Raw genomic sequence first — 23,315 nt, forward strand, 5'->3', positions numbered from 1 at the left:
TCACGTCTTTTTTGGGTTGCTGAAATAATAAATTCTTCCTGTAGAAGTTGTTTTGAAAATAAAGCTTTAATCATGTTTAAAGCATAAAATAATTATTACGGTCTTCTGTAGGTAAAGCCATTAAAAGATATAGACGGTCAGGCAGAATGACATAAGCAGTAAACTTAAAAGGGAATCTCTTTTTAGTAAGGTAGATAGCTTATATTAGTGCGTTAATTTCTTTAATTAAATAGCCACTTGTTCTATCAGCAAGATTAATTGTAAAAAATGGGTAGCACTAGCCACATGAGCACACCGATGTTGTATTAGCTTGGACTCAACTTTCCATAAGGTTGATAGTTAAATAATGTTAGGCGAGTTTAATTAAGGTTTTATTCAGGTATTGATTGTCGGTCCAAGGCCCGACCTACAATATGCCTTTAATTAAAGTTGGTATTAATTTTGGGCCTTGGTAAATTAGGCCGGTGTAGACTTGGAGTAAATCAGCGCCAGCAGTTAATTTTTGCTGCGCTGACTTTGGATCAGAAATACCGCCAACTCCAATTAAAGTTACCGCCGAACCAACCACTTCTTTTATTAATTTTAGGCAAGCAGTAGAGCGATTTAATAAAGGTTTACCACTTAAGCCACCTTGCTCTTGACTTAGCGCAACGTGTTCAACACCAGGTCGGGTGCAAGTCGTATTAGTGGCAATAATGCCGGCAATATTATTTTGTAAAATGGTATCAGCAATTTGCTTTAATACTTCATCATCTTCATCAGGAGAAATTTTAACTACTAGAGGAACAGCGCGCTGATAAGTATCACTAAGTTCTTTTTGTTTCTCAGTTAATTGCTTTAATAAATTCGCTAAATATTCATTTTGCTGTAATTGGCGCAGGTCTGGTGTATTGGGTGAGGAAATATTAATTGTGATGTAAGAAGCATAGCGATAAACCTTTTCAAGACAAATTAGGTAATCGCGAGCCGCTTCATTAAGAGAAGTATCTTTATTTTTACCAATATTTATTCCTAATATGCCCTTGTATTGGCTTTGCTGAACATTTTTAATTAATGCATCTACGCCATCATTATTAAAACCCATTCTATTAATAATTGCTTCTTTGCTTGGCAATCTAAACAAACGTGGTTTAGGGTTTCCAACTTGTGGTTTAGGAGTAACCGTTCCTACTTCAATAAATGAAAAACCTAATTTACTTAATGCATCAAGATGTGCTCCATTCTTATCTAAACCAGCTGCAAGTCCTATTGGATGTTCAAACGTTAAACCCATGGCTGAAATCGGGTTGGTGCTTTGGACCTTTTCAAATAGACAGGCAGGGATATAATGAAGGCCTTTTAAAGTTAATTCATGCGCTGTTTCTGCTTCAAACTTAAAAAGAAATGGACGAATAAGTGGATACATAAAACGGCTCGTTGTAAAAATATGCACAAATTAGCTTAATTTATTAAAAAATCAAGCATTATTCTTCATTCAATTCAATTAAAGCTTTGTAGGGCCTTATAAATGCTCCTAGCCTTTGTAATCTCTCAGGTTATGACGGCAAGAGCGCAGTCCTCTCCGCCTAGGCAAAAATGTATTTTTACGTAAATCTTATGTAAGTATGAAGATGGATTTCCGCCTGCGCAGAAATGACCGAATTTTAAGTCGACACTGTTGGAAGATCAATGCGGTCATTATTCCTATGTAGGTGGGAATCTATTTTATGTAGGCTCAATACGACTATTAAGATAGATTTCTGCTATACAAAAATGACAAAACTCTTAAGTTGACCGCGTTAAATAATCACGTAAGCACGTTAATAGCTAATCTAGAGCACACTGCTGGGCCCAAACACGTAACATAGCGTTACCTTTAGGTTGCAAATTATAGTCAGCACTTTTAACTTCTATGCCATAATTCTCCTGTTGTAACTGCAACATGACAGGTCCTAAAAAAGGTGATGGCTGATTAAAACGATTAATTAAGGGAAAAATACGTACTTCTTTAGCAACTCGAGCTAATTCTTTAATTGCTTTGATATGAAATTCTATATCTTGTTCTTCAAGATTGGCAAATAAATAGTGGGAACTTAGAGCAAGATCAAAAGAAAAATCGTTAAAAGGCAGTTCAATCTTTGCCAACGAGCAATAACGTTTTTCTTTTTTACCTTTTAAGTAATCAGCAAAAAAAAGCTCCATACCTAACTGTCTTTTCTGAATTAATTTCTCTAACCCGCCATAAGCACTGAAATTAAACTTATCTTGATCAAGCGTCAGTTTTTCTATCATATCGGCAAAAACTAATTTTGTTTTTGCCATTAAAGTGGTTTTATCTAAGGCAAATAAAGGATCATAACTAGTGCAATTTTTTTTATCATTAGTTAATTCAGTATTAAATGCACTAGGACCACTTCCATATTCAAGTAGTCTGCCAGCTAAATCCTTGTTAGATAAATTAAACATTTCTGTGTATTCATCTACATGATGGCCCCATAAAACCAAATTACTCATGAATTATTCTCCATCATCGCTCAATCACTTAATTGTTAATTAATTTTAGTTATAGCAAATTTTACTTTACACAGGACAAAAAATGAAAAGTATCTTTATTTTAGCCTTATGCCAACGTCCCGCGACTTGTTCGCGGGATCTAGGAATTCCGTTACAACACTGGATCCCGTGGACAAGTCAGGGGACGTTGGCTAGTGAAAGAGCCTTTCAAAAGGTTCTTTATTTTTATCCTTTGCAAGGATAATTTTAACCAAAAACCACTTAAATACCTCTATAAATTAATAATAGCCTGATAAAAGAACAAAGCTTGTTTAAAGAAAGTGGTATTTAAAATTCAATCTTTTTCTAAGTATAAGTGTAAATTAAAGTTTTATTATTTTAATGTATAGTCATTTTAAAATGGTATAAGCTTAAGGCTAGGCAACTTAAAGTCTAAAGTAACAGGAAGATACCATGTACATCGGTTTAAATTATCAATTAGGTGAAACTCTAGATCTGTTAAGGGAAAGTGTTTATCAATTTGCCAGCCAAGAAATAGCCCCGTTAGCGGCTAAAATTGATACCGATAATGCTTTTCCAAACCATTTGTGGCGGAAACTTGGCGAGATGGGTCTATTAGGTGTCACCGTCAGTGAAGAATATGGCGGTGCTAATATGGGCTATCTAGCTCATGTTATTGCTATGGAAGAGATTTCGCGCGCTTCAGCTTCAGTAGGTTTAAGTTATGGCGCCCATTCTAATTTATGCGTAAATCAACTCTATCTTAATGGAACTTCTCTGCAAAAACAGCGTTATTTGCCTAAACTTATAAGTGGAGAATATATAGGCGCCTTAGCCATGAGTGAATCTAACTCAGGTTCTGATGTTGTCAGCATGCAATTGTCTGCAAAAGCTTACGATAAAAAATTTATTCTCAATGGCACCAAAATGTGGATCACTAATGGGCCTGATGCCGATGTTTTAGTCGTTTATGCAAAAACCAGTAAAGAGGCAGCAAGCAAAGGAATTACGGCCTTTATCATTGAGAAAGGTTTTAAAGGATTTAGCACGGCACAAAAACTAGATAAATTGGGTATGCGTGGGTCAAATACCTGTGAGCTGGTCTTTGAGGATTGTGAAGTTCCTGCTGAGAATATCTTAGGAGAAATCAATCAAGGTGTACGTGTATTAATGAGTGGGCTTGATTATGAACGAACTATACTTGCTGCAGGACCTATAGGTATCATGCAAGCTTGTTTAGATACTGTCCTTCCCTATATTCATGAGCGTAAGCAATTTAATCAACCAATCGGTGAGTTTCAATTTATTCAAGGGAAATTAGCTGATATGTATACAGAATTAAATGCTTCAAGAGCTTATTTATATAGTGTTGCGCGTGCTTGTGATGCAGGGTTGGTAAGTCGAAAAGATGCAGCCAGTGTTATTTTATATACCGCTGAAAGAGCTACACAAATGGCTTTACAAGCCATTCAAATATTAGGCGGCAACGGTTATATTAATGAATATCCTACTGGTCGTTTATTACGCGATGCTAAGCTTTATGAAATTGGGGCAGGCACTTCAGAAATTAGGCGCATGCTAATTGGGCGTGAACTTTTTAAAGAAACTGTATAAGGAAGGCTACAATGGAACAAAACGATGTAGTTATTGTTGCGGCAAAACGAACTCCAATGGGTAATATGTTAGGGGCATTATCCAGTTTATCGGCTCCTGACTTAGGTGCTATAGCTCATCGCGCAGCACTTGAATATGCAAAACTTACTCCCGAGGAAATTGATGAGGTAATTACAGGCTGTGTACTACAAGCTGGGATAGGTCAAGCACCAGCAAGACAAGCGGCCATTAAAGCTGGTATTCCTGAAGCGATTGGTGCAACTACCATTAATAAAATGTGTGGCTCAGGAATGAAAGCTGTAATGTTAGCCCATGATTTAATTAAAAGTGGCTCAGCAAACACTATACTTGCAGGCGGTATGGAAAGTATGACTAATGCGCCTTACCTATTAAGCAAAGCACGAGCAGGCTATCGCTTAGGACATGGCGAAATCAAAGATCATATGTTTCTTGATGGTTTAGAAGATGCTTATGATAAAGGAAGATTGATGGGTTATTTTGCTGAAGAAACGGCAAAACATTATCAATTTAGTCGCAGTCAACAAGATGAATTTGCTATTCGTTCTATGACTCGCGCAATACAGGCTAATGAGGATGGCAGTTTTGCTGAAGAAATTGTACCTGTTACCATTAAGAGTAAAAAAGGCGATACTACTATTGCAGTAGATGAAAGCCCTGATTCAAGTAAACTTGCTAAAATTGCGCAACTTAAACCTGCGTTTCAAGCCGATGGAACAGTAACTGCAGCCAACTCAAGCTCCATTTCAGACGGTGCTGCAAGTTTAATTGTAATGTCTAGTGCTAAAGCACAGGAGCTTGGTATAAAGCCACTCGCTCGTATCGTCGCCCACAGTAGTCATGCCCAAGCACCACAATGGTTTACTACAGCACCAGTTGAAGCGATTCGCAAAGTAATGAATAAAGCTGGCTGGAAACAAAATGACGTTGATTTATATGAAATCAATGAAGCGTTTGCTGTAGTTGCTATGGCAGCCATGCAAGACTTAGAATTAAATTCAGATGTAGTGAATATTCATGGTGGTGCATGTGCATTAGGTCATCCTATTGGTGCTTCAGGTGCACGTATACTGGTAACCTTAATCCATGCGTTAAAACAAAAACATAAAAAGCGTGGTGTAGCTGCATTGTGTATTGGTGGCGGCGAAGCAACTGCAATGGCGATAGAGCTTATTGATTAATTGCAGATTAAGTGACAGGTTTAAAAGTAGGTTGAGCAAAGTTTAATGGCGCTGCCTTAAAGTTCTAGCCTACGTCCCGTGGCTTGTCCACGGGATCCAGAGTTCTAGTCTTCGATTGAGATGCCTGGATCCCTCGGACGAGCCGAGGAACGTAGATTGAGTCAAAAAGCCTTAAGGAAGTACCATTAGGCTAAGGCCCGACCTACTTTAGTTTATAAATAATTAGCAATAATAATAACTTGAGATTGAAATGCTTAAACAGAGTTTAATTTATTTAGTATTAAGTATCTTAGCTATTCTTCTTAATCGTTATGTTCATACCTTAATTGTCTATACTGACATTCTTTATACCTATTTGTATGCCAAACTATTTCTACTATTTAAGCCTACGCCGCTGACTATGGTAATTTGTAAAGTTATTATTTTAGTAGCTATTCCAGTTGTCATTGCCGGCGCTCTTGCCTTGGTTTATCGTTTAATATCAAAAAAAGAAATGCGTTACTTTCTTGAGCTAACCTGGCTATTTTGGTTAGTGATTATGCTTAGTAATATTTTTATTCATTGAGGATACTTATGCCAAAGCTTACCAGTCAACTAAATCCTGCTAGCAATGAATTTAAACAAAATACTGCTGCCATGGATGGTTTAGTCACAACCTTAAAGACAACCATAGAAGAAATCGCTCAAGGTGGTGGTGAGAAAGCCAGACAACGCCATTTAAAACATGGCAAACTTTTACCAAGAGAACGTTTGCAACGTTTACTTGATCCAGGCAGTCCATTTCTTGAATTATCACAACTGGCAGCTTATCAAGTTTATGAAGATACGGTTCCTGCCGCTGGTTTAATTACCGGCATTGGGCGTGTTATGGACACCGAATGTATGATAGTCATTAATGATGCTACTGTAAAAGGTGGTACCTATTATCCACTAACAGTAAAAAAGCATTTACGTGCGCAAGAAATTGCTAGAGCTAATCATCTGCCTTGTATTTATTTAGTTGATTCTGGTGGCGCTTACCTACCTATGCAAGATGAAGTTTTTCCAGATAAAGATCATTTTGGCCGTATTTTTTTTAATCAAGCTAATTTGTCTGCTAATAATATTCCCCAAATTGCTGTTGTTATGGGTTCTTGCACTGCGGGAGGCGCTTATGTACCTGCTATGGCTGATGAATCAATCATGGTTCGCAATCAAGCAACCATTTTCTTAGGAGGCCCTCCACTTGTAAAAGCGGCTACAGGAGAGGTTATCAGCGCGGAAGAATTAGGAGGTGCTGATGTTCATTGCCGTCAATCGGGTGTTGCTGATCACTATGCGGAAAATGAAGCACATGCCCTTCATTTAGCTCGCACGGCTATTAAGCATTTAAATCGTCGAAAACCAAATAATTTAAATCGTATTGCCAGTCGAGAGCCCCTTTATGATGTTAAAGAATTAAATGGGATTATTCCTGTTGATCCCCGCAAACCTTTCGATATACATGAAGTCATCGCCCGCCTTGTTGATGGCTCTGAATTTGATGAATTTAAAGCATTATTTGGTAGTACGCTTGTTTGTGGCTTTGCGCATCTATTTGGTTATCCAATTGGTATTATTGCTAATAATGGTATTCTTTTTGGAGAGAGCGCATTAAAGGGAGCGCACTTTATTGAATTATGCGTACAGCGACAAATTCCCCTGTTATTTCTCCAAAATATTACCGGATTTATGGTTGGTAGCAAATATGAGGCAGCCGGTATCGCTAAACATGGAGCTAAAATGGTAACTGCTGTCGCTAATGCCAATGTACCCAAATTTACAGTCATCATTGGCGGCAGTTATGGTGCAGGTAACTATGCGATGTGTGGCCGTGCTTACGACCCGCGCTTCTTATGGTCTTGGCCTAACGCTCGTATTTCTGTTATGGGTGGAGAACAGGCAGCTAATGTTTTAGCGCAAGTTAACCGAGATAAATATATAAAAGCTGGCACAGCGTGGTCTGAGAAAGATGAAGAAGCTTTTAAAGAAAACTTACGTAATCAGTATGAAAAACAAGGGAATCCCTATCATGCAAGTGCAAGGCTATGGGACGATGGCGTGATTGCACCAGAGGATACGCGAAGCATCTTAGGTTTAAGCCTATCAGCTGCTTTAAATGCGCCAATTAAAGCAACTCGTTTTGGTGTATTTCGAATGTAAGGAAATAAAATGACTGAATTATTAACCCAATTACAAGACAAAGTTTTTATTCTCACTTTAAATCGTGTTAATAAACATAATGCGTTTGATGATAAATTATTAAAACAATTACAAGAAAAATTAAGTGAAGCTATTGATAATGCGGAAGTAAGAGTAATTCTTTTAAAAGCAAATGGCCCTCACTTTTCAGCAGGTGCTGATTTAAGTTGGATGCAGCGTATGGCACAATTTAATGAAGAGGAAAATTTAGTCGACGCGCTTATCTTAGCGAAGGTCATGAAAACATTATACCAATGCCCCAAGCCCACTATTGCGGCAGTTCAAGGTGGCGCTTATGGTGGTGGCGCGGGCCTAGTTGCTGCTTGTGACATTGCGATTGCCTCAACGGAGGCGAAATTTTGCTTTTCTGAGGTGAAATTAGGCTTAATTCCTGCTGTTATTAGTCCTTATGTAGTTAAAGCGATTGGAGAGCGTGCAGCAAAATGGCTATTTATGAGCGCTCAGCCCTTTGACGCTGAGCAAGCTAAGCAATTAAACCTCATTCAATTTTGCGTAAAAGACGGAGCCCTTGCTAATTTTGCTTTAACCTATGCAAGGCAAATTGCTGAACTTGCACCACAAGCCGTCACAGATTGTAAGGCTTTAATTCATAAAGTTTGTAATAAACCTGTAACGGATGAGTTAGTGCATGAAACAGCTGTATTGATTGCTAAAAAAAGAGTATCAACTGAAGGGCAAAAAGGCTTAAAAGCTTTTCTTAAAAAAGAGCAACCTCAGTGGAATTAAGCATTGATTAAAGGCTATTTACATTTCATTAGTAGTGATGTAAACAAGCCTAATAGAGGGATTTATTTAATTAACCTAGCTTATGGCGCGTTTTCTTAAATTTAAGCAAATTACAAAATTGTAAGCGGCTAATAGTCTTAATTAAACGTGCTGTACAAAATATTTAGGATTTTCATGTTTAAAAAAATTCTAATAGCTAACCGTGGCGAGATTGCTTGCCGGATTATTAGAACAGCGAAAGAAATGGGTATTGAAACCGTTGCTGTTTATTCAACTATTGACAGAAATAGTCCTCATGTGACTGAAGCTGATGAAGCTTATTGGATTGGTGAGGCGCCTGCTAAAACAAGCTATTTAAATATCGATGCTATCATTGCCGCCTGCCTAGCTAGTAATGCGGAAGCAATTCATCCTGGTTATGGTTTTTTATCGGAAAACTCTGCCTTTGCTAGAGCTTGTGCTGCAGCTAATATTGTTTTTATTGGCCCATCTGTTGAAGCGATTGAGGCAATGGGATCAAAACAACTTGCTAAACAGTTGTTAGAAAAATCTGATGTTCCTCTCACACCAGGTTATCATGGTAACGACCAAAATGATGAGGTTTTATTAGGTGAAGCAAGAAAAATTGGCTTCCCAGTTCTGCTTAAAGCCGCCAATGGTGGTGGTGGAAAAGGTATGCGGGCTGTCTATAAAGAAACTGAATTCTCCCATGCACTAGCTGGAGCAAGACGCGAATCTCAGGCAAGTTTTGCCGATGATACCATTATTATAGAAAAACTTATTGTCAATCCTCGCCATATTGAAATTCAAATTATGGCCGATAATTTTGGCGAAGTAGTGCATCTGTTTGAAAGAGATTGCTCCATTCAACGGCGACATCAAAAAATTATTGAAGAGGCACCTGCTATTAACTTAAGCCCTGAATTACGCCAAAAGTTAGCTAAAGCAGCCTGCCAAGTTGCGCAAACTATTCAATACCGAGGCGCGGGTACCATTGAGTTTTTAGTCGATGAAGACGAGAGTTTTTATTTTATGGAAATGAATACCCGCTTACAAGTTGAGCATCCAGTTACTGAAATGATTACAGGTCTTGATTTAGTAGCCTGGCAATTAAAAATAGCTGCTAATGAACCGCTTCCTTGTAAGCAAGAAGAAATTAAAGTTTTAGGTCATGCTATTGAGTGTCGCATTTATGCAGAAGATCCCTTGCAAAACTTTATTCCCTCAATAGGAAAATTACATTTCTTAAAAGAACCTAAGGGTAGCGGCATACGTATTGATAGTGGTGTTAATAGTCAATCAACTATTAGCCAATTCTATGACCCAATGATTGCTAAATTAATTGTATGGGGCGAGAACCGTAGCCAAGCATTAGCTCGTACTCAATATGCCCTAGACCATTTTGCCATTGGTGGTGTTAAGTCAAATATTCCTTTTCTACAGGCTATTTGTAAACATTCAAAATTCATTGCCGCTGAGATTAACACTCATTTTTTAACTGAACAAACAATTAATATTGTTAAACCTGATACTCATTTAGGACTGTTAATGGCTGTTTGTTATGACTATGCCGCCTTAGTTAAGCAACAAGATGACTTAGTTGAGCAAACTTTCGCTTGGCAAATGCATTTAGCTAGTCATTGGTATTGGCATTATCTACAGGAAGAGCAGCCCATTGAAGTGCTTATAAAACCCATTAATAAAAAGCAATTTTTATTACAATTGGATAATGCAGAAACAATAAACTTACAATTTAACCTAGTTAACGACCGCTTATCTATTGAATATAATAAACAAAAGCAATCTGCTTGGATTGAGAATCATGCTGACCAATTGATTATTTATTTAAAAGAAGGCCCTATCCAGTTTGAACGCTTTAGTTGGAAACAAGCTAATAATCAAAATCATGAAGCTAGTCACTTAACAGCGCCTATGCCAGCAACTGTAGTTGCTATTTTAAAGAAACCAGGCGATATAATTAAGAAAGGCGAACAGTTAATTGTCCTTGAGGCAATGAAAATGGAACACACCATTCATGCACCCAAAAATGGTATTGTCGCTGAGCTATTTTATGAAGTAGGCTCGCAAGTCAGTGAGGGAGCAGAACTACTGACTATTACAGACAGCATTTAGGAAACTACTATGAACCACCCGGGGCACGTTACAATCGTTGAAGTAGGTCCACGCGATGGATTACAAAATGAATTATTGTTTGTTACAACGGAAACTAAAATTGCTCTAATTAATCAATTAAGTCAGACTGGTTTAAAAAATATTGAAGTCACCAGCTTTGTTTCAGCAAAAGCTATTCCGCAATTTGTTGATAGTGAGATTGTTTTTAAATCCATTAACCAACCAGCTGATATTCATTTTTCCGCACTTGTACCAAATGAGCGTGGTATGCTTAAAGCACTAAGTTTAGGGGTAAAAGAAATAGCTGTATTTACTGCTGCTAGTGAAACTTTTAATCAACGTAATATTAATTGTACAATAGCACAAAGTATTGCTCGTTTTAAGCCGGTATTTGAATTAGCTAAAACAAATAATATTCCTGTTCGAGCTTATATTTCCTGCGCTCTAGGCTGTCCTTATGAAGGTGAAATTAAGCCAGCACAAGTTGCGGATGTAGCTTCGCAGTTACTTAAACTTGGTGCGAGCGAAATTTGTCTTGGTGACACGATTGGCGTAGGCACCCCTAAGCAGACAAAGGCAGCTATAAAAACCTTATTTGAATTTCTACCAGCAGAGCAATTAGGAATGCATTTTCATGATACATACGGGCAGGCTATTGCCAATATTGTTGCCTCGCTAGACTGTGGGGTTTATCATTTCGACAGTTCAGTTGCGGGTTTAGGAGGGTGTCCTTATGCTCGCGGTGCTACGGGTAATGTAGCTACTGAAGATGTACTTTATTTGATGCATGGCTTAGGGATTAATACAGGGGTTGATATTTTTAAAGTAGTTGCTGCTGGCGACATGATTTGTAAAGCATTAAATCGCAAAAATCAATCTAAAGTAGCTAATGCACTTCTAGCAAATCAACACTAGAAGTCTAATAAAATTTCTTAAAAATAATTTTTAATTAGTTTAACGAGAAGTAAACACTTATGAGCAATAAATTAGTTATCGGATTAGTACAGGAGCGCTGGTATCCTGACCCGCAACTTCATCAAGAAAAATTAGCAGCAGGTATTATGACTGCAGCTAAACAAGGCGCACAAATTGTGTGTTTACAAGAGTTAACCCTCTCGCCCTATTTTTGTACCCGGCCAGATGTAGATTACGCTCCATTTATGGAAGATATTTACACAGGCCCTACTGCTCAATTCTTAGGTAAAATGGCAAACAAAGCTAATGTCATCATTACCGCTTCTTTATTTGAAAAGGATGGCTTTAATACAGCTGTAGCGTTTGATAAGCAGGGTAAAATTGCAGCTATTACTCGCAAACAGCATATTCCTTCTGGCGAAAAATATCACGAAGACCATTATTTTAAACCTGGTGATTCTAACTATCCTGTTCATGAACTTGCAGGACATACATTTGGTCTACCAACTTGTTATGATCAATGGTTTCCGGAATTATCTCGAATCTATAGTTTAAAAAATACGGAAATTTTAGTTTATCCAACTGCGATTGGTTCAGAACCAACGGCACCAAATTTTGATAGTCAGCCTATGTGGCAACAAGTTATGCTAGCACAAGGGATCATGGCAAATTGTTTTATAGTTGCTGTCAATCGCATAGGTGAGGAAGATGGTTTGAAATTTTACGGTAGCAGCTTTATTAGTAGTCCACTAGGCGAAGTTTTAATTCAAGCACCACGTCATGAACCAGCTGTCTTAGTTGCTGAGCTTGATTTTAGCATACGCGCACTTTGGGGTAGATTATTTCCTTTTGCAAGCCAACGCCAACCACAAACTTATCAAGAATTAATTAAAATTAAGTAGGAATACTAATGACTTCAACTGAATTTAATGCTTATAACATTGCGCATTGGGGAGAAGGTTATTTTTCAATTAATCAACAAGGTAATATTGAAATTCATAAAAACCCTATTGCACAAGGCATAGAGTTACAGACTATTGTAAAAGCAGCCAACCGTGCTGGCTTACAGCTACCACTGCTTATTCGCTTTAGTGATATTCTTCACCATCGTGTCTTAAAAATTTATGATGCGTTTACGCAAGTCATTGCAGATAATAATTATCAGGGGAGCTATCAATTAGTTTATCCTATTAAAGTAAATCAAGAGCAATGTGTTGTGCGTGAATTATTAAAAGCGCCTGCTCATTCAATTGGACTTGAGGCAGGTAGCAAGCCTGAGCTTATGGCAGTAATTGGTATGTTGGGCCGAACTACTTCTACCATCGTTTGTAATGGCTATAAAGACAGTTCTTATATCCGCACTGCACTTATAGCACAACAAATGGGTCATAAAGTATTTATCGTTATTGAGAAAAGATCTGAGCTAGAAACTATTCTTAAAGAATCAGCTCGGTTAAATATTAGGCCTAACCTAGGTGTACGAGTTCGCTTAGCTACTAAAAGCGCTGGAAAATGGGAAAATACAGGCGGTGCTAAATCAAAATTTGGTTTAAATGCAGAACAAGTTTTAGATTTAGTAGACCGTCTTAAAGAAAATAATGCGCTGGACTGTTTAAAATTAATGCATTGTCATTTAGGTTCACAGGTAGCCAGTATTCACGATATTCGCTTTTGTATGCAAGAAGTGGCGCGCTACTATGTTGAATTACGTCGCCTGCAGGCGCCAATTGAAACGATTGATGTCGGCGGTGGCTTAGGTGTTGATTATGAAGGTACGCGAACAAGCACAGATTGTTCAATGAATTACAGTTTAAATGAATATGCTACTAATATTATTTTAGCAATCCGTCATGTTTGTGAAAAAGCTGACATCCCGGAACCAAATTTAATTTCTGAATCAGGTCGATCATTAACTGCACACCATGCAGTGTTAATTACCAATATCACTGATGCTGAAGATGTTCAAAAAACCGATAGACTGCCAATAATTTCTGCAGACGAATCTCATGTTATTCGTGATATTTGGGATACTTATCAATCTATATCCGATCACCTACCTCGTGAAATTTATCACTACGCTATTCATTCCTTAGAAGAAGCTCATTCTATGTTTAAACATGGCGTCATTTCATTAGAAGAAAAAGCAAAAGTTGAACAACTCTTTACAGCAATTTGCTGTGAAATACAACGCAAGCTAAATAATAAAACGCCTGCAGATCAAGAATTAATGAGCATGATTAATGAACGCTTAGCTGCTAAGATTTTCTGCAATCTTTCTTTTTTTCAATCTTTACCTGACGCTTGGGCAATTGATCAAATTTTTCCGGTCACACCTATTTCTCAATTAAATACTGTAGAAAAAATACCTAGTATTTTACAAGATTTAACTTGTGATTCTGACGGAACTATTAAACATTATCCTGGGCAAGCTAAAGTAGAATCAACACTTATGCTACCGCCTTTTAACCCTGATAACCCTTATGCAATTGCCTTTTTTTTAGTAGGTGCTTATCAAGAAATTTTAGGCAATTTACATAATTTATTTGGCGATACTAATTCCCTTGATGTTAATTTAAAAGATAATGGCGAATTTGAAATTAACGACTTAGTAAGTGGTGATACCGTTACTAATGTTTTAAATTACGCTCATTATGATACTAAAAAGCTAATACTCTCTTATGAGAAGCAACTTATTAGCTCAGAGTTACCGCATGAGACTATTCAAATTTACCTAGATGAGCTACGCAGTATATTTTCACAATTTACTTATTTAAATGGTAATAAAATTAGGCAATTAAGTTAATAATAACTTTTTATTTATTATTTAGAATTTGTCTTTAGAGTTACCAGGGGAACGAGTTTTGAGGCTCATAGCAGTCTACAAAAATTAACCCTTTTGGCTACCGCAATAGACTTAAAGGTAAGTTCTAGACTTTATTTTGAAATGCTTTTAAGGATAACGATGCTTACACCTAAACAGCTAGGCTTTAAAATGCCGCCAGAATGGTATCCTCATACTGCCTGTTGGATGGCATGGCCTTGTCATATAGAAACTTGGACTAATATTAATCTTGATAAAGCACGCCTAGCTTATAGTCGTGTGGCAAACGCAATTGCTGAGTTTGAACCGGTCATTATGCTAGTTAATCCAAACGATAAAGCAAATGCAGAGCAACTATGCGGTAATAATGTTCAAATTCGCACCTTAGATTTAAATGATTCCTGGACGCGAGATACTGGACCCACTTTTCTTCTCAATGACACAAGAGATTTAGCAGGTGTCGATTGGATTCATAATGCGTGGGGGAACAATTACGCTGATTGTTCTCTTGACGATAAAATTGCTAGCGCCATTATTACAGCGGTTGAAGCTAAGTATTTCAAAGCACCACTAGTTATGGAAGGCGGTTCTTTTCATGTTGACGGCGAAGGCACGGTGCTTACTACTAAGGAATGTTTACTTAACCCCAATCGCAATCCAAATTTATCCCAAGAACAAATTGAAAATTATCTGCATGATTATTTAGGAACCCAAAAAGTTATTTGGCTTAATAAGGGATTAATTGGGGATGAAACAGACGGTCATATTGATGAGATAGCTTGCTTTATAGCTCCCGGAAAAGTGCTGTGCCTCATTACAGATAAGCATGATGAAAATTATGAACGACTACAGGAAAATTATGAAATTTTAAAAACAACTGTAGATGCTGCTGGAAGATATTTAGAAGTGATTACTGTTGAACAACCACCAGCTACTTATATTAACAATGAACGATTAACGCTATCTTATATTAATTTCTATCTGGCAAATCAAGGGATAGTAATGCCAGCTTTTGGTTATGAAAAATATGATTTAGCAGCACGCCAAATTATGCAAAACTGCTTTCCAAATCATGCCATTAAACAAATTGAAGCTTTAGATGTGTTTGCTGGTGGTGGTGGGATACATTGTATTACCCAACAACAACCTTTAAGTAAGAAAAGGTAATTAATTAAATTTAAAACTTTAGCGTTATCTGATAAGTGTTTAACTAGGCGCAAGTAAATGCAGAAAGAGTCTACTAAGAACTACCTGACTTAAACTGCGCGAGCTTGTACGCTGTATAAAGCTTGTAGATAGCGCTATGTAACAGGAATTTATTATGAGTATAGTTTGGCGGCCTAAACATCCTGAAGCGTCCCAAATGTGGCAATTTATGCAATTTGTTGCCCAAATTGAACATACAACTTTTGCTGATTATCAAGCGCTACATCAATGGTCTATTACGCATAGTGATCGTTTTTGGAAATATTTATGTGATTTTTTTGCCATTGACTTTACAAATAAACCTAAGGAAATTTTAACTCATAAAGAGCATTTGCTTGATGCTACTTGGTTTGAAGGGGCGACTTTTAATTTTGCAGCTAAATTATTACAAAGGCGAGATGATCATCTTGCACTTATAAGTATTAAAGAAAATGGTGAGCGTAATGTATTAACTTACCAAGAACTTTATCAACAAGTAGCAATGTGCGCACAAGGCTTAAAAGATGCCGGTGTTGAGGTAGGTGATCGAGTGGCAGCTATGATGCCTAATGTGGCTGAAACTATTATCGCTATGCTTGCCACCACTTCACTAGGTGCTATTTGGTCTTCATGCTCGCCTGATTTTGGTGCTCAAGCGGCTATTGATCGCTTCAGTCAGATTGAGCCTAAAATACTTTTTGCCTGTAACGGACACTACTATTTAGGTAAAAAACATTTAGAAATTGATAAAATTAAGGAAATTGGCCAAGCGATACCTTCAATACAAAAAATTGTTATTTGCCCTATTCTAAATAATACAGAAATTACTATTCCTAAAGCTTGTTGGTGGGAAAGTTTTATTCAACCAGCAACCACTTGTGATTTTCAGGATTTACCCTTTGCCCACCCAGTGTATATTCTCTATTCATCGGGTACAACTGGAAAACCAAAGTGTATTGTCCATGGTGCGGGCGGTACACTTTTACAACATATTAAAGAATTAGGCTTACATACAGACGTTAGGCAAAACGATAATTTATTTTACTATACTACATGTGGCTGGATGATGTGGAATTGGATGGTATCTACCTTAGCCTTAGGCGCAACGCTTACGCTTTATGATGGCGCACCAACTTATCCAGATGCCTATCGCCTCTTTCAATTAATTGAAGACGAAAAAATTACAGTCTTTGGTACAAGCGCTAAATTTATTTCAGCAGTAGATAAAGCCTTAGCCAAACCTAATACTCGCTATCAATTAAAATCACTACGTACTATACTCTCTACTGGTTCACCGTTGCTGCCAAAAAACTATGATTTTATTTATCAAGATGTTAAATCTGATGTGCAATTAAGCTCTATCTCTGGCGGAACAGATATTGTTTCGTGCTTTGCGCTTGGCAATCCTATTTTGCCTATTTATAAAGGCGAGCTACAATGTCTTGGTTTAGGAATGGCTGTGAATGTTTTCGATGAACAGGGTCATCCTATTTGTGAGGAACGTGGAGAGTTAGTTTGTACTCAACCTTTTCCATCTATGCCAATCTACTTCTGGAATGATGTAGACAAAAAAGCTTATCACCATGCTTATTTTGAGCGTTATGATAATGTTTGGGCCCATGGTGACTTTGCCGAAATTACCAAGCACAATGGTTTGATTATTTATGGACGTTCCGATGCTATTTTAAATCCAGGAGGGGTAAGAATAGGTACAGCCGAAATTTATCGTCAAGTTGAGAAAATCCCCCAAGTTATTGACAGTATTGTCATTGGGCAAAACTGGCAGGATGATATTCGTGTTATTTTATTTGTTAAGCTGCGGGAAGGATTAACGCTAGATAAAGCCCTAGAAGATGTAATTAGACAAACGATAAGGCAACATGCCTCTCCACGTCATGTTCCAGCTAAAATTTTACAAGTTTTAGATATTCCTAGAACTATCAGTGGGAAAATTGTAGAAGTGGCAGTGCGCCAAGTGGTTCATGGTCAAGCGATTAATAATATTCAATCTCTAGCAAATCCAGAGGCGCTTGATTATTTTAAAGATAGACCAGAGCTACAGTAAGCATTTACGTAATGGTGTCAAGTAGGTTGGGCCTTGGCCCAACGTAAAAATACCTCTAAAGTGTAAGCCATAGGGCCGAAATCCAGGTTTAACTTTGTTTGGCCCTGGCTACTTTTGCCTAATTACTTTATTCAAATACAGTTAAACCACTTCCTAATTCACACTGTAAGTTATAGTCTTGAATGCGGCTATAATCGCTCGCCTTCATTAAGGTTAACTTAATAACTACTTTTCCATCAGCGTTAATATCATATTTACCATTCGTAAGCGTAGGCTCACCAACAGCTCCTGGTTGATTTAAAGAAAAGTGTTGATAAGCTGCAGTGACCCGTTGATTATTAACAATCATAAAAGCACTTGGCTTAATAGAAGTAATAAGATCTTGCTTAGGTAAACTTGACTCACATTCCTTGACCTTAAGTACAAAAGTTAATTGCTTACCTGTACTTACCGCTTGGCTGATTTGGTCAAAAGTTTTTAATTCAGCTGCTTGGGCTGTAGTATATAAGGCTAAACTTAAGGCAGCTACTACTAATTTTTTCATATCTACATCTCCTTATAAAAAAAGGGAGACTGCCAAAGTAAATTGAATTTGTCAATTGCAATAATAACTTAAGTCCACGTCTTTACTCAAAATCTTCACGCTATATTTTATGATTTAGCTGCGACATCTTGTATGAGATTAAAGATGAATAAAAGTCTGGCTTAAGCTCAAGTAAGTTAGGTATCATTCACAAAATTTATACTTAATAAATTTAAAGTTAGCTAACTATTTTATTTGGTTTTTTTTAGGGCATATTTATTGTATTATATTAAATTGCGCTGATTTGACTACTTAGCTTGCGGGCGCTCAAGATTAATGTTCTTGTAAATACGGCTAAAGCAGGTTTCCTCCTTAGCTCCCGCACTACTATTTATTTAATGGCGTTAATTTAAGTCTCAATGCATGTTAGGCCTTAGCTCAACCTGCATATGGCTATTGTTGGGCCAAGGCCCAACCTACACTGGTTAGGTATAAATGAAATGATTGAATTGATTGGTTTAAATAAATCATTTGCACAAATTAGTGCATTAAAAGATATTAATTTATTTATTCAAGAAGGCGAGATTTTTGGGGTTATTGGTAAAAGCGGCGCTGGTAAATCAACTTTATTACGTACAATTAATCTATTAGAGCGGCCTGATTTAGGTGAAATAGTTATTAATAATCAAACTATTTCAAATTTAAATCGCAAAGAATTACGCCTTGCCCGCCATAAAATAGCCATGATTTTCCAGCAATTTAACTTATTAAACTCAAAAACAGTTTATGAAAACATTGCCCTACCCATGCGAATTCAAGGTTATGATGAAAACGCAATCGCTACGAAAGTAGAAGAACTACTACCTTTAGTTGAGTTACAAGAAAAAAAAGAGGCCTATCCTGCGGAACTTAGTGGGGGTCAAAAGCAACGTGTAGCTATAGCTCGCGCACTTAGTACGTCACCTACTATTTTATTATGTGACGAAGCAACCTCAGCGCTTGACCCAAAAACGACTGAATCTATCTTACAATTATTAAAAAAAATCAACCAACTATACGGTATTACTATTGTTTTAATTACTCATGAAATGGATGTAGTAAAACGCATTTGCCATAGACTAGCAGTCATGGAGAATGGCGAAATTATTGAGCTCGTTGCTTTAAATGATGTCTTTAATGATCCAGATAGCCTAGCGCGTAAGATGCTCTATGCACAACTAAGCCCTGAATTACCACCCTCGCTAGTCAGCCATCTTCTTACAGAACCAACTGATAAGCCAGTATTGCGTTTATTTTTTCAAGGCGAGGCCGCAACGCTACCTTTTATTAGCCAAACAAGTCGCAATCTTAATATTGATATTAATATCTTACTAGCTAATATTGACCGTATTGATACTGTTACTTGTGGTGTTTTGATTGTTGAGTTAAATGCCAATTATTCTTTGTTAAATGCTTTTATCACGCGTTGTAGAGAAGCTAATTTAACTGTGGAGATTTTAGGATATGTCGCTGACGTTATTTTATGATTTAATGCTTGCCAGTGGGCAAACTCTTTATATGGTTGTATTAAGCACCCTATTTGCTGTTATTTTAGGTTTACCACTTGGGACGTTACTCTTTAGTAGTGCAGAGGTAAAGCCGCATCCTATGCTAAATCGCTTTATTTCAGGCGTAATAAACTTTAGCCGCTCTATCCCCTTTATTATTTTATTAGTAGCACTAATTCCTGTGACTCGGCTACTTGTTGGGACTTCTATTGGAATTAATGCAGCTATAGTCCCTTTAACTTTAGGCGCAACGCCTTTCTTTGCCCGTTTAGTTGATAACGTTTATCGCAATTTACCTACAGGCTTAATTGAAACAGGATTTGCTATGGGTGCAACCAGCTGGCAAATGATTCGTCTTATTCTTTTGCCGGAAGCTCTACCGGCACTTATTCAATCGATTACAGTCACAGCTATCACTTTAGTGAATTACTCAGCCATGGCAGGTACAGTAGGAGGTGGTGGTTTAGGAGATCTCGCTATTCGATACGGTTATCAACGCTTTAATCTTTTTGTTATGATTGTTACGGTACTTATATTAGTAGTTATTGTGCAGTTGATTCAAGTAGGTGGGGATCGCCTTGCTAAACATTACCTACATACCTAATTTAGTTACATCAACCAATTATTAAAAGGAGAAATTCGTGCGTATTGTTGTATTATTATTATTTGTAGTTACTCTGGTTGCTTGTAATAAGCCATCTCCAAATACTTTAATTATTGGTACTATTGCCGGCCCTGAAACTGATTTAGTTGACGTTGCACGCGATGTTGCGTTAAAAAAATACGGCTTAAATGTCAAAATAGTTGAATTTAATGACTATAATCTGCCTAACGAAGCCTTACAAGATGGCAGTTTAGACGCCAATATTTATCAACACCTTCCCTATCTGCAAGCTGCTTCAAAAGCGCATGGTTATCAATTTGAAGTAATTGGTAAAACGTTTATTTACCCGACTGGCATTTACTCTAAAAAATATAAATCATTAAGTAATTTACCAGCTAAAGCCGTTATAGCTATTCCTAATGATCCAAGCAATGAAGCACGAGCTCTTTTATTATTACAAAAAGCTAAACTAATTACGTTAAAACAAGATCAAACAGCATCATTAAATGATATTGCAACGAATCCTAAGCAATTACAATTTAAAGAATTAGATGCAGCACAACTTCCGCGTGTTTTATCAGATGTAGATGCAGCAGTTATTAATACAACCTTCGCTATTCCTGCAGGATTAAGTCCTTCACGTGACGCATTATTTACGGAAAATAAAGATTCACCGTATGCCAATTTAATTGTTATTCGTAGTGATAGTAAGAAAAAGCCGCAGCTAGAAGAATTTGTGAAAGCGTTTAACTCACCTGAAGTTCGAGATAAGGCAAAAACTCTATTTGGCGATGCCGCTATTGCTGCTTGGTAATTATTTTTAAGGTATTGATTTACATTTTTTATTAACTTAAGTCCTGCAACCTGTAGGACTAAGTTTTTAACCCCTCTTACTGGATTCTGCGGATAAATGGCAGAACGTAGGCGGTGGATAAAATCTGTATTTATTTCTACTTACCTCTTTATCTCAACCTTACATTCTGCGACTTGCCAACCCTACGTCCCGCAACTTGCCAACCCTATATCCCGCAACTTACCTACCCTACTACGTCCCGCGACTTGTTCGCGGGATCCAGGTAGTTTTGTGGCTCTATTGTAGTTTTCCGGTGATTTGCATTATGTAGAACAGATGAATGGGATGGAGGTAAAACTGAAATGTTGTTTAATATATTTTATAACAGCGCATTTTGAATTATTATTATTTATTAGTTCAAAATGCGCGAAAGGTGGGTAATAATTATGAGTATTAGAAACATTTACTTTTTATAATAAATCAAATTCACTTAACTCTTCTCTCAACCGCCTCTCCTCAAATAAATCCTCTATACGACGTCGGCGCTCTAGTTTTTTACTTAAATTGACTTCTGCACCCTCTTGAACTTCTAATAATTCATCAACCCCGGTCTCAAAATCATTAAAACGCCGATTGTTCATCGCACTCTCCTTTGCTGGGTTTACTTGATTCCATGCTAATTGGACCCAATACCCAAAAATACCAGAAATTTAGGAGAATTTATAGTCCTTATTTCCATGCTATCTAAAGTTTAAGCAAGTAAATAATAGATCAGGCACACTTTATTTAATAAATATTAAATAAAGTGTCAAAAAAACTTATAGAAGATAAGAAATAAGTTAAGTAGTTTTTAAAGTGGATGTATTTCCAGATGAAGTTGTGTTCGGTTGAGTCATTTGTTTTATAGTATTTTTTATTTCTTGCTGCCGTGCTGCTGAAACCTCAGTTGAACTTAAACCATATTTCTTCATTGCTCCTTCACGTTCCTTTTTATCTCTTTCTGCCTCATTTTCAGCAACAGTGCGACGTACTTTATATTTTGAGCCAAAAAGCCCGTCAGCTACTGTATTTACAACTTGCCCCTCACCTTTATATTTTTCTTTAAACGCCTGAACACTTCCTTGTGGAACAAAGAAATGTTTATTATTAACTGTAATAGCGATATCTTCAGGTGCGAAACCGGCCTTTAAAGCAGCTTCATAAGCTTTTCTAGCAAGTTCCAAAGCATATTTCTCATCACGATAGTCAATATTTAAGGTGATTTTATCATTCCCATCTGCGCGAATAGCTTGAGCCATGCTGACTAAATCATACTCTATTTGTTGGCTACGAGAGTAATAATAGGTAGGATCGAATCGTGGAAGCTGCATAGTAAATACACCTTCCTCCTTACCATCTTTATTTTTTTCTTTTGTATAGGTTATTTTTCGACCAGTAATCGTTTCTATGAGATCTAAATTACTAGGTTTTAATCCCTTAAACTTCGCCAAATTTTTATCAAAATTAATAGATAAACTAGCACCATTAGGCGCATTAGGCCCTTTATTGGCTTCATACCAGTCATCAATAGCTTTTTTCATCTTTGCAGATTGCTTGTTATTGTACATAGCTGCAAAATAAGCAATTCGGTCGTTTTCTTTACGTTCTAACTCATGCAAATCTTTAACTTGAGCGTCTAACGCTTTCTCAAACTTTCCAAATTTCTTCGGATCATCAGATTCTCCAAGTTCTTCTTGATGTGATTTTTTTAAGCCATCAATCATATCCTTTTTAAGTTTATCAACTTGGACACTGTTATTACTATCAATACCCATTTTAGCGGTTAAATTATTTAAAAATCCCGCATCATGATTCAGCAAATTCTCAAGATTAGTGATTTCTTCTTTCTGTTGATCTTCTAGCGCTTTTCTAGTGCTAGTACGTAACTCTTGAATATAACTAGCAATTTCTTTAGGTCGAAACAGTGGCGGATCTTTACGAACTGACTCATTAAGAACAGCCATTTCCTTTTCGAATGTTTCAATGGCTTTTTTAGTGTTAGCATTTAATTTTAAAGCGCTGCTTATTTGGGAGCGAATCTGGATCGTTTCAGGGGAATTATCAGCTAGTTTTTCGCTGATTGATTTACCGTCAGGCGCATTAACTAAGCTAATTGGTTTACCATCTTTGTCTTTAAACTTAGTACTGAAACCGGAAATATCGACTATACGTTCATCTTGGTATGTTTTTAATACTCCAGTACTGTTTAATTTACCGTCTTTACCGAAACTGGCTGCATCGATACCAAAACTACCTCTATAATGAGCCGCATAAGCCGCTGCATTTTCCGCGTTAAAAATCTCAAGTCTTTTTTTAGTTTTACCAATAAAAGGTAATCCACTGATAGGTAAGCTATTTAGTGCCTGCCATCTGTTTGCTTTTTTGTTTATATTATCTATGTTATTAGCCATAATCTT

Annotated in this window: 19 protein-coding genes; 14 read left to right on the forward strand and 5 right to left on the reverse strand. The window is 37.0% G+C overall.

The window, feature by feature from the left end; translation table 11 throughout:
* Positions 1-406: 406 nt before the first annotated feature.
* Entirely contained in the window at positions 407-1,405 is a 999-nt protein-coding gene (locus tag ACNVED_RS11140; protein WP_419419096.1) for a quinone-dependent dihydroorotate dehydrogenase, read from the reverse strand.
* A 401-nt stretch (positions 1,406-1,806) separates the two neighbouring features.
* Positions 1,807-2,493 carry a hypothetical protein gene (locus tag ACNVED_RS11145; protein ID WP_419419097.1) on the reverse strand — a complete coding sequence of 229 codons (687 nt, stop codon included), beginning with the start codon at positions 2,491-2,493 and terminating at the stop codon, positions 1,807-1,809.
* 453 nt (positions 2,494-2,946) lie between these two features.
* Between ACNVED_RS11145 and ACNVED_RS11150 the strand changes: the two genes are divergently transcribed.
* The 11 genes from ACNVED_RS11150 (at position 2,947) to ACNVED_RS11200 (ending at position 17,392) form a co-directional block, all read left to right on the forward strand.
* Positions 2,947-4,107, forward strand: a complete 1,161-nt coding sequence (locus tag ACNVED_RS11150; protein ID WP_419419098.1) for an isovaleryl-CoA dehydrogenase — start codon at positions 2,947-2,949, stop codon at positions 4,105-4,107.
* Between the two features lie 11 nt (positions 4,108-4,118).
* Positions 4,119-5,306 (forward strand): acetyl-CoA C-acyltransferase, encoded by a 1,188-nt coding sequence (locus tag ACNVED_RS11155; protein ID WP_419419099.1) that lies wholly within the window; start codon positions 4,119-4,121, stop codon positions 5,304-5,306.
* A gap of 250 nt (positions 5,307-5,556) precedes the next feature.
* Entirely contained in the window at positions 5,557-5,871 is a 315-nt protein-coding gene (locus ACNVED_RS11160) for a hypothetical protein (RefSeq protein ID WP_419419100.1), read from the forward strand.
* A gap of 8 nt (positions 5,872-5,879) precedes the next feature.
* The gene (locus ACNVED_RS11165; RefSeq protein WP_419419101.1) at positions 5,880-7,487 is read left to right on the forward strand and encodes a carboxyl transferase domain-containing protein; all 1,608 of its coding nucleotides are present in this window, start codon (positions 5,880-5,882) and stop codon (positions 7,485-7,487) included.
* 9 nt (positions 7,488-7,496) lie between these two features.
* Positions 7,497-8,273 carry an enoyl-CoA hydratase-related protein gene (locus ACNVED_RS11170; RefSeq protein WP_419419102.1) on the forward strand — a complete coding sequence of 259 codons (777 nt, stop codon included), beginning with the start codon at positions 7,497-7,499 and terminating at the stop codon, positions 8,271-8,273.
* A gap of 174 nt (positions 8,274-8,447) precedes the next feature.
* Entirely contained in the window at positions 8,448-10,406 is a 1,959-nt protein-coding gene (locus tag ACNVED_RS11175) for an acetyl/propionyl/methylcrotonyl-CoA carboxylase subunit alpha (RefSeq protein WP_419419103.1), read from the forward strand.
* A 9-nt stretch (positions 10,407-10,415) separates the two neighbouring features.
* On the forward strand, positions 10,416-11,321 hold the full coding sequence (locus ACNVED_RS11180) for a hydroxymethylglutaryl-CoA lyase (protein WP_419419104.1): 906 nt from the start codon (positions 10,416-10,418) through the stop codon (positions 11,319-11,321).
* Positions 11,322-11,380: 59 nt separating this feature from the next.
* Positions 11,381-12,223, forward strand: coding sequence for a nitrilase-related carbon-nitrogen hydrolase (locus ACNVED_RS11185; RefSeq protein WP_419419105.1), 843 nt, complete (start codon positions 11,381-11,383; stop codon positions 12,221-12,223).
* Between the two features lie 8 nt (positions 12,224-12,231).
* Positions 12,232-14,124 carry a biosynthetic arginine decarboxylase gene (speA, locus tag ACNVED_RS11190; protein ID WP_419419106.1) on the forward strand — a complete coding sequence of 631 codons (1,893 nt, stop codon included), beginning with the start codon at positions 12,232-12,234 and terminating at the stop codon, positions 14,122-14,124.
* Positions 14,125-14,277: 153 nt separating this feature from the next.
* Positions 14,278-15,309, forward strand: a complete 1,032-nt coding sequence (locus ACNVED_RS11195) for an agmatine deiminase family protein (protein ID WP_419421178.1) — start codon at positions 14,278-14,280, stop codon at positions 15,307-15,309.
* A gap of 154 nt (positions 15,310-15,463) precedes the next feature.
* Complete coding sequence (locus ACNVED_RS11200; protein WP_419419107.1) at positions 15,464-17,392, forward strand: acetoacetate--CoA ligase; 1,929 nt, start codon at positions 15,464-15,466, stop codon at positions 17,390-17,392.
* Positions 17,393-17,519: 127 nt separating this feature from the next.
* Here the strand turns inward: ACNVED_RS11200 and ACNVED_RS11205 are convergent, their stop codons facing one another.
* Positions 17,520-17,936: a VirK family protein gene (locus ACNVED_RS11205; protein WP_419419108.1), complete on the reverse strand. Its 417-nt coding sequence runs from the start codon at positions 17,934-17,936 to the stop codon at positions 17,520-17,522.
* Positions 17,937-18,415: 479 nt separating this feature from the next.
* Between ACNVED_RS11205 and ACNVED_RS11210 the strand changes: the two genes are divergently transcribed.
* From ACNVED_RS11210 to ACNVED_RS11220, 3 genes are read left to right on the forward strand one after another with little or no spacing between them, the layout of a single operon-like run.
* Positions 18,416-19,441, forward strand: a complete 1,026-nt coding sequence (locus tag ACNVED_RS11210; protein WP_419419109.1) for a methionine ABC transporter ATP-binding protein — start codon at positions 18,416-18,418, stop codon at positions 19,439-19,441.
* Complete coding sequence (locus tag ACNVED_RS11215; RefSeq protein WP_419419110.1) at positions 19,419-20,066, forward strand: methionine ABC transporter permease; 648 nt, start codon at positions 19,419-19,421, stop codon at positions 20,064-20,066. The genes ACNVED_RS11210 and ACNVED_RS11215 overlap by 23 nt, the downstream gene beginning before the upstream one ends.
* A 37-nt stretch (positions 20,067-20,103) precedes the next feature.
* On the forward strand, positions 20,104-20,880 hold the full coding sequence (locus ACNVED_RS11220) for a MetQ/NlpA family ABC transporter substrate-binding protein (protein ID WP_419419111.1): 777 nt from the start codon (positions 20,104-20,106) through the stop codon (positions 20,878-20,880).
* 449 nt (positions 20,881-21,329) lie between these two features.
* Here the strand turns inward: ACNVED_RS11220 and ACNVED_RS11225 are convergent, their stop codons facing one another.
* On the reverse strand, positions 21,330-21,500 hold the full coding sequence (locus ACNVED_RS11225; RefSeq protein ID WP_419419112.1) for a PA3496 family putative envelope integrity protein: 171 nt from the start codon (positions 21,498-21,500) through the stop codon (positions 21,330-21,332).
* Between the two features lie 198 nt (positions 21,501-21,698).
* Positions 21,699-23,309: a hypothetical protein gene (locus ACNVED_RS11230; protein ID WP_419419113.1), complete on the reverse strand. Its 1,611-nt coding sequence runs from the start codon at positions 23,307-23,309 to the stop codon at positions 21,699-21,701.
* Between the last annotated feature and the right edge of the window lie 6 nt (positions 23,310-23,315).

It is taken from the genome of Legionella sp. D16C41 (assembly GCF_048541585.1).
Taxonomy (GTDB): domain Bacteria; phylum Pseudomonadota; class Gammaproteobacteria; order Legionellales; family Legionellaceae; genus Legionella_C.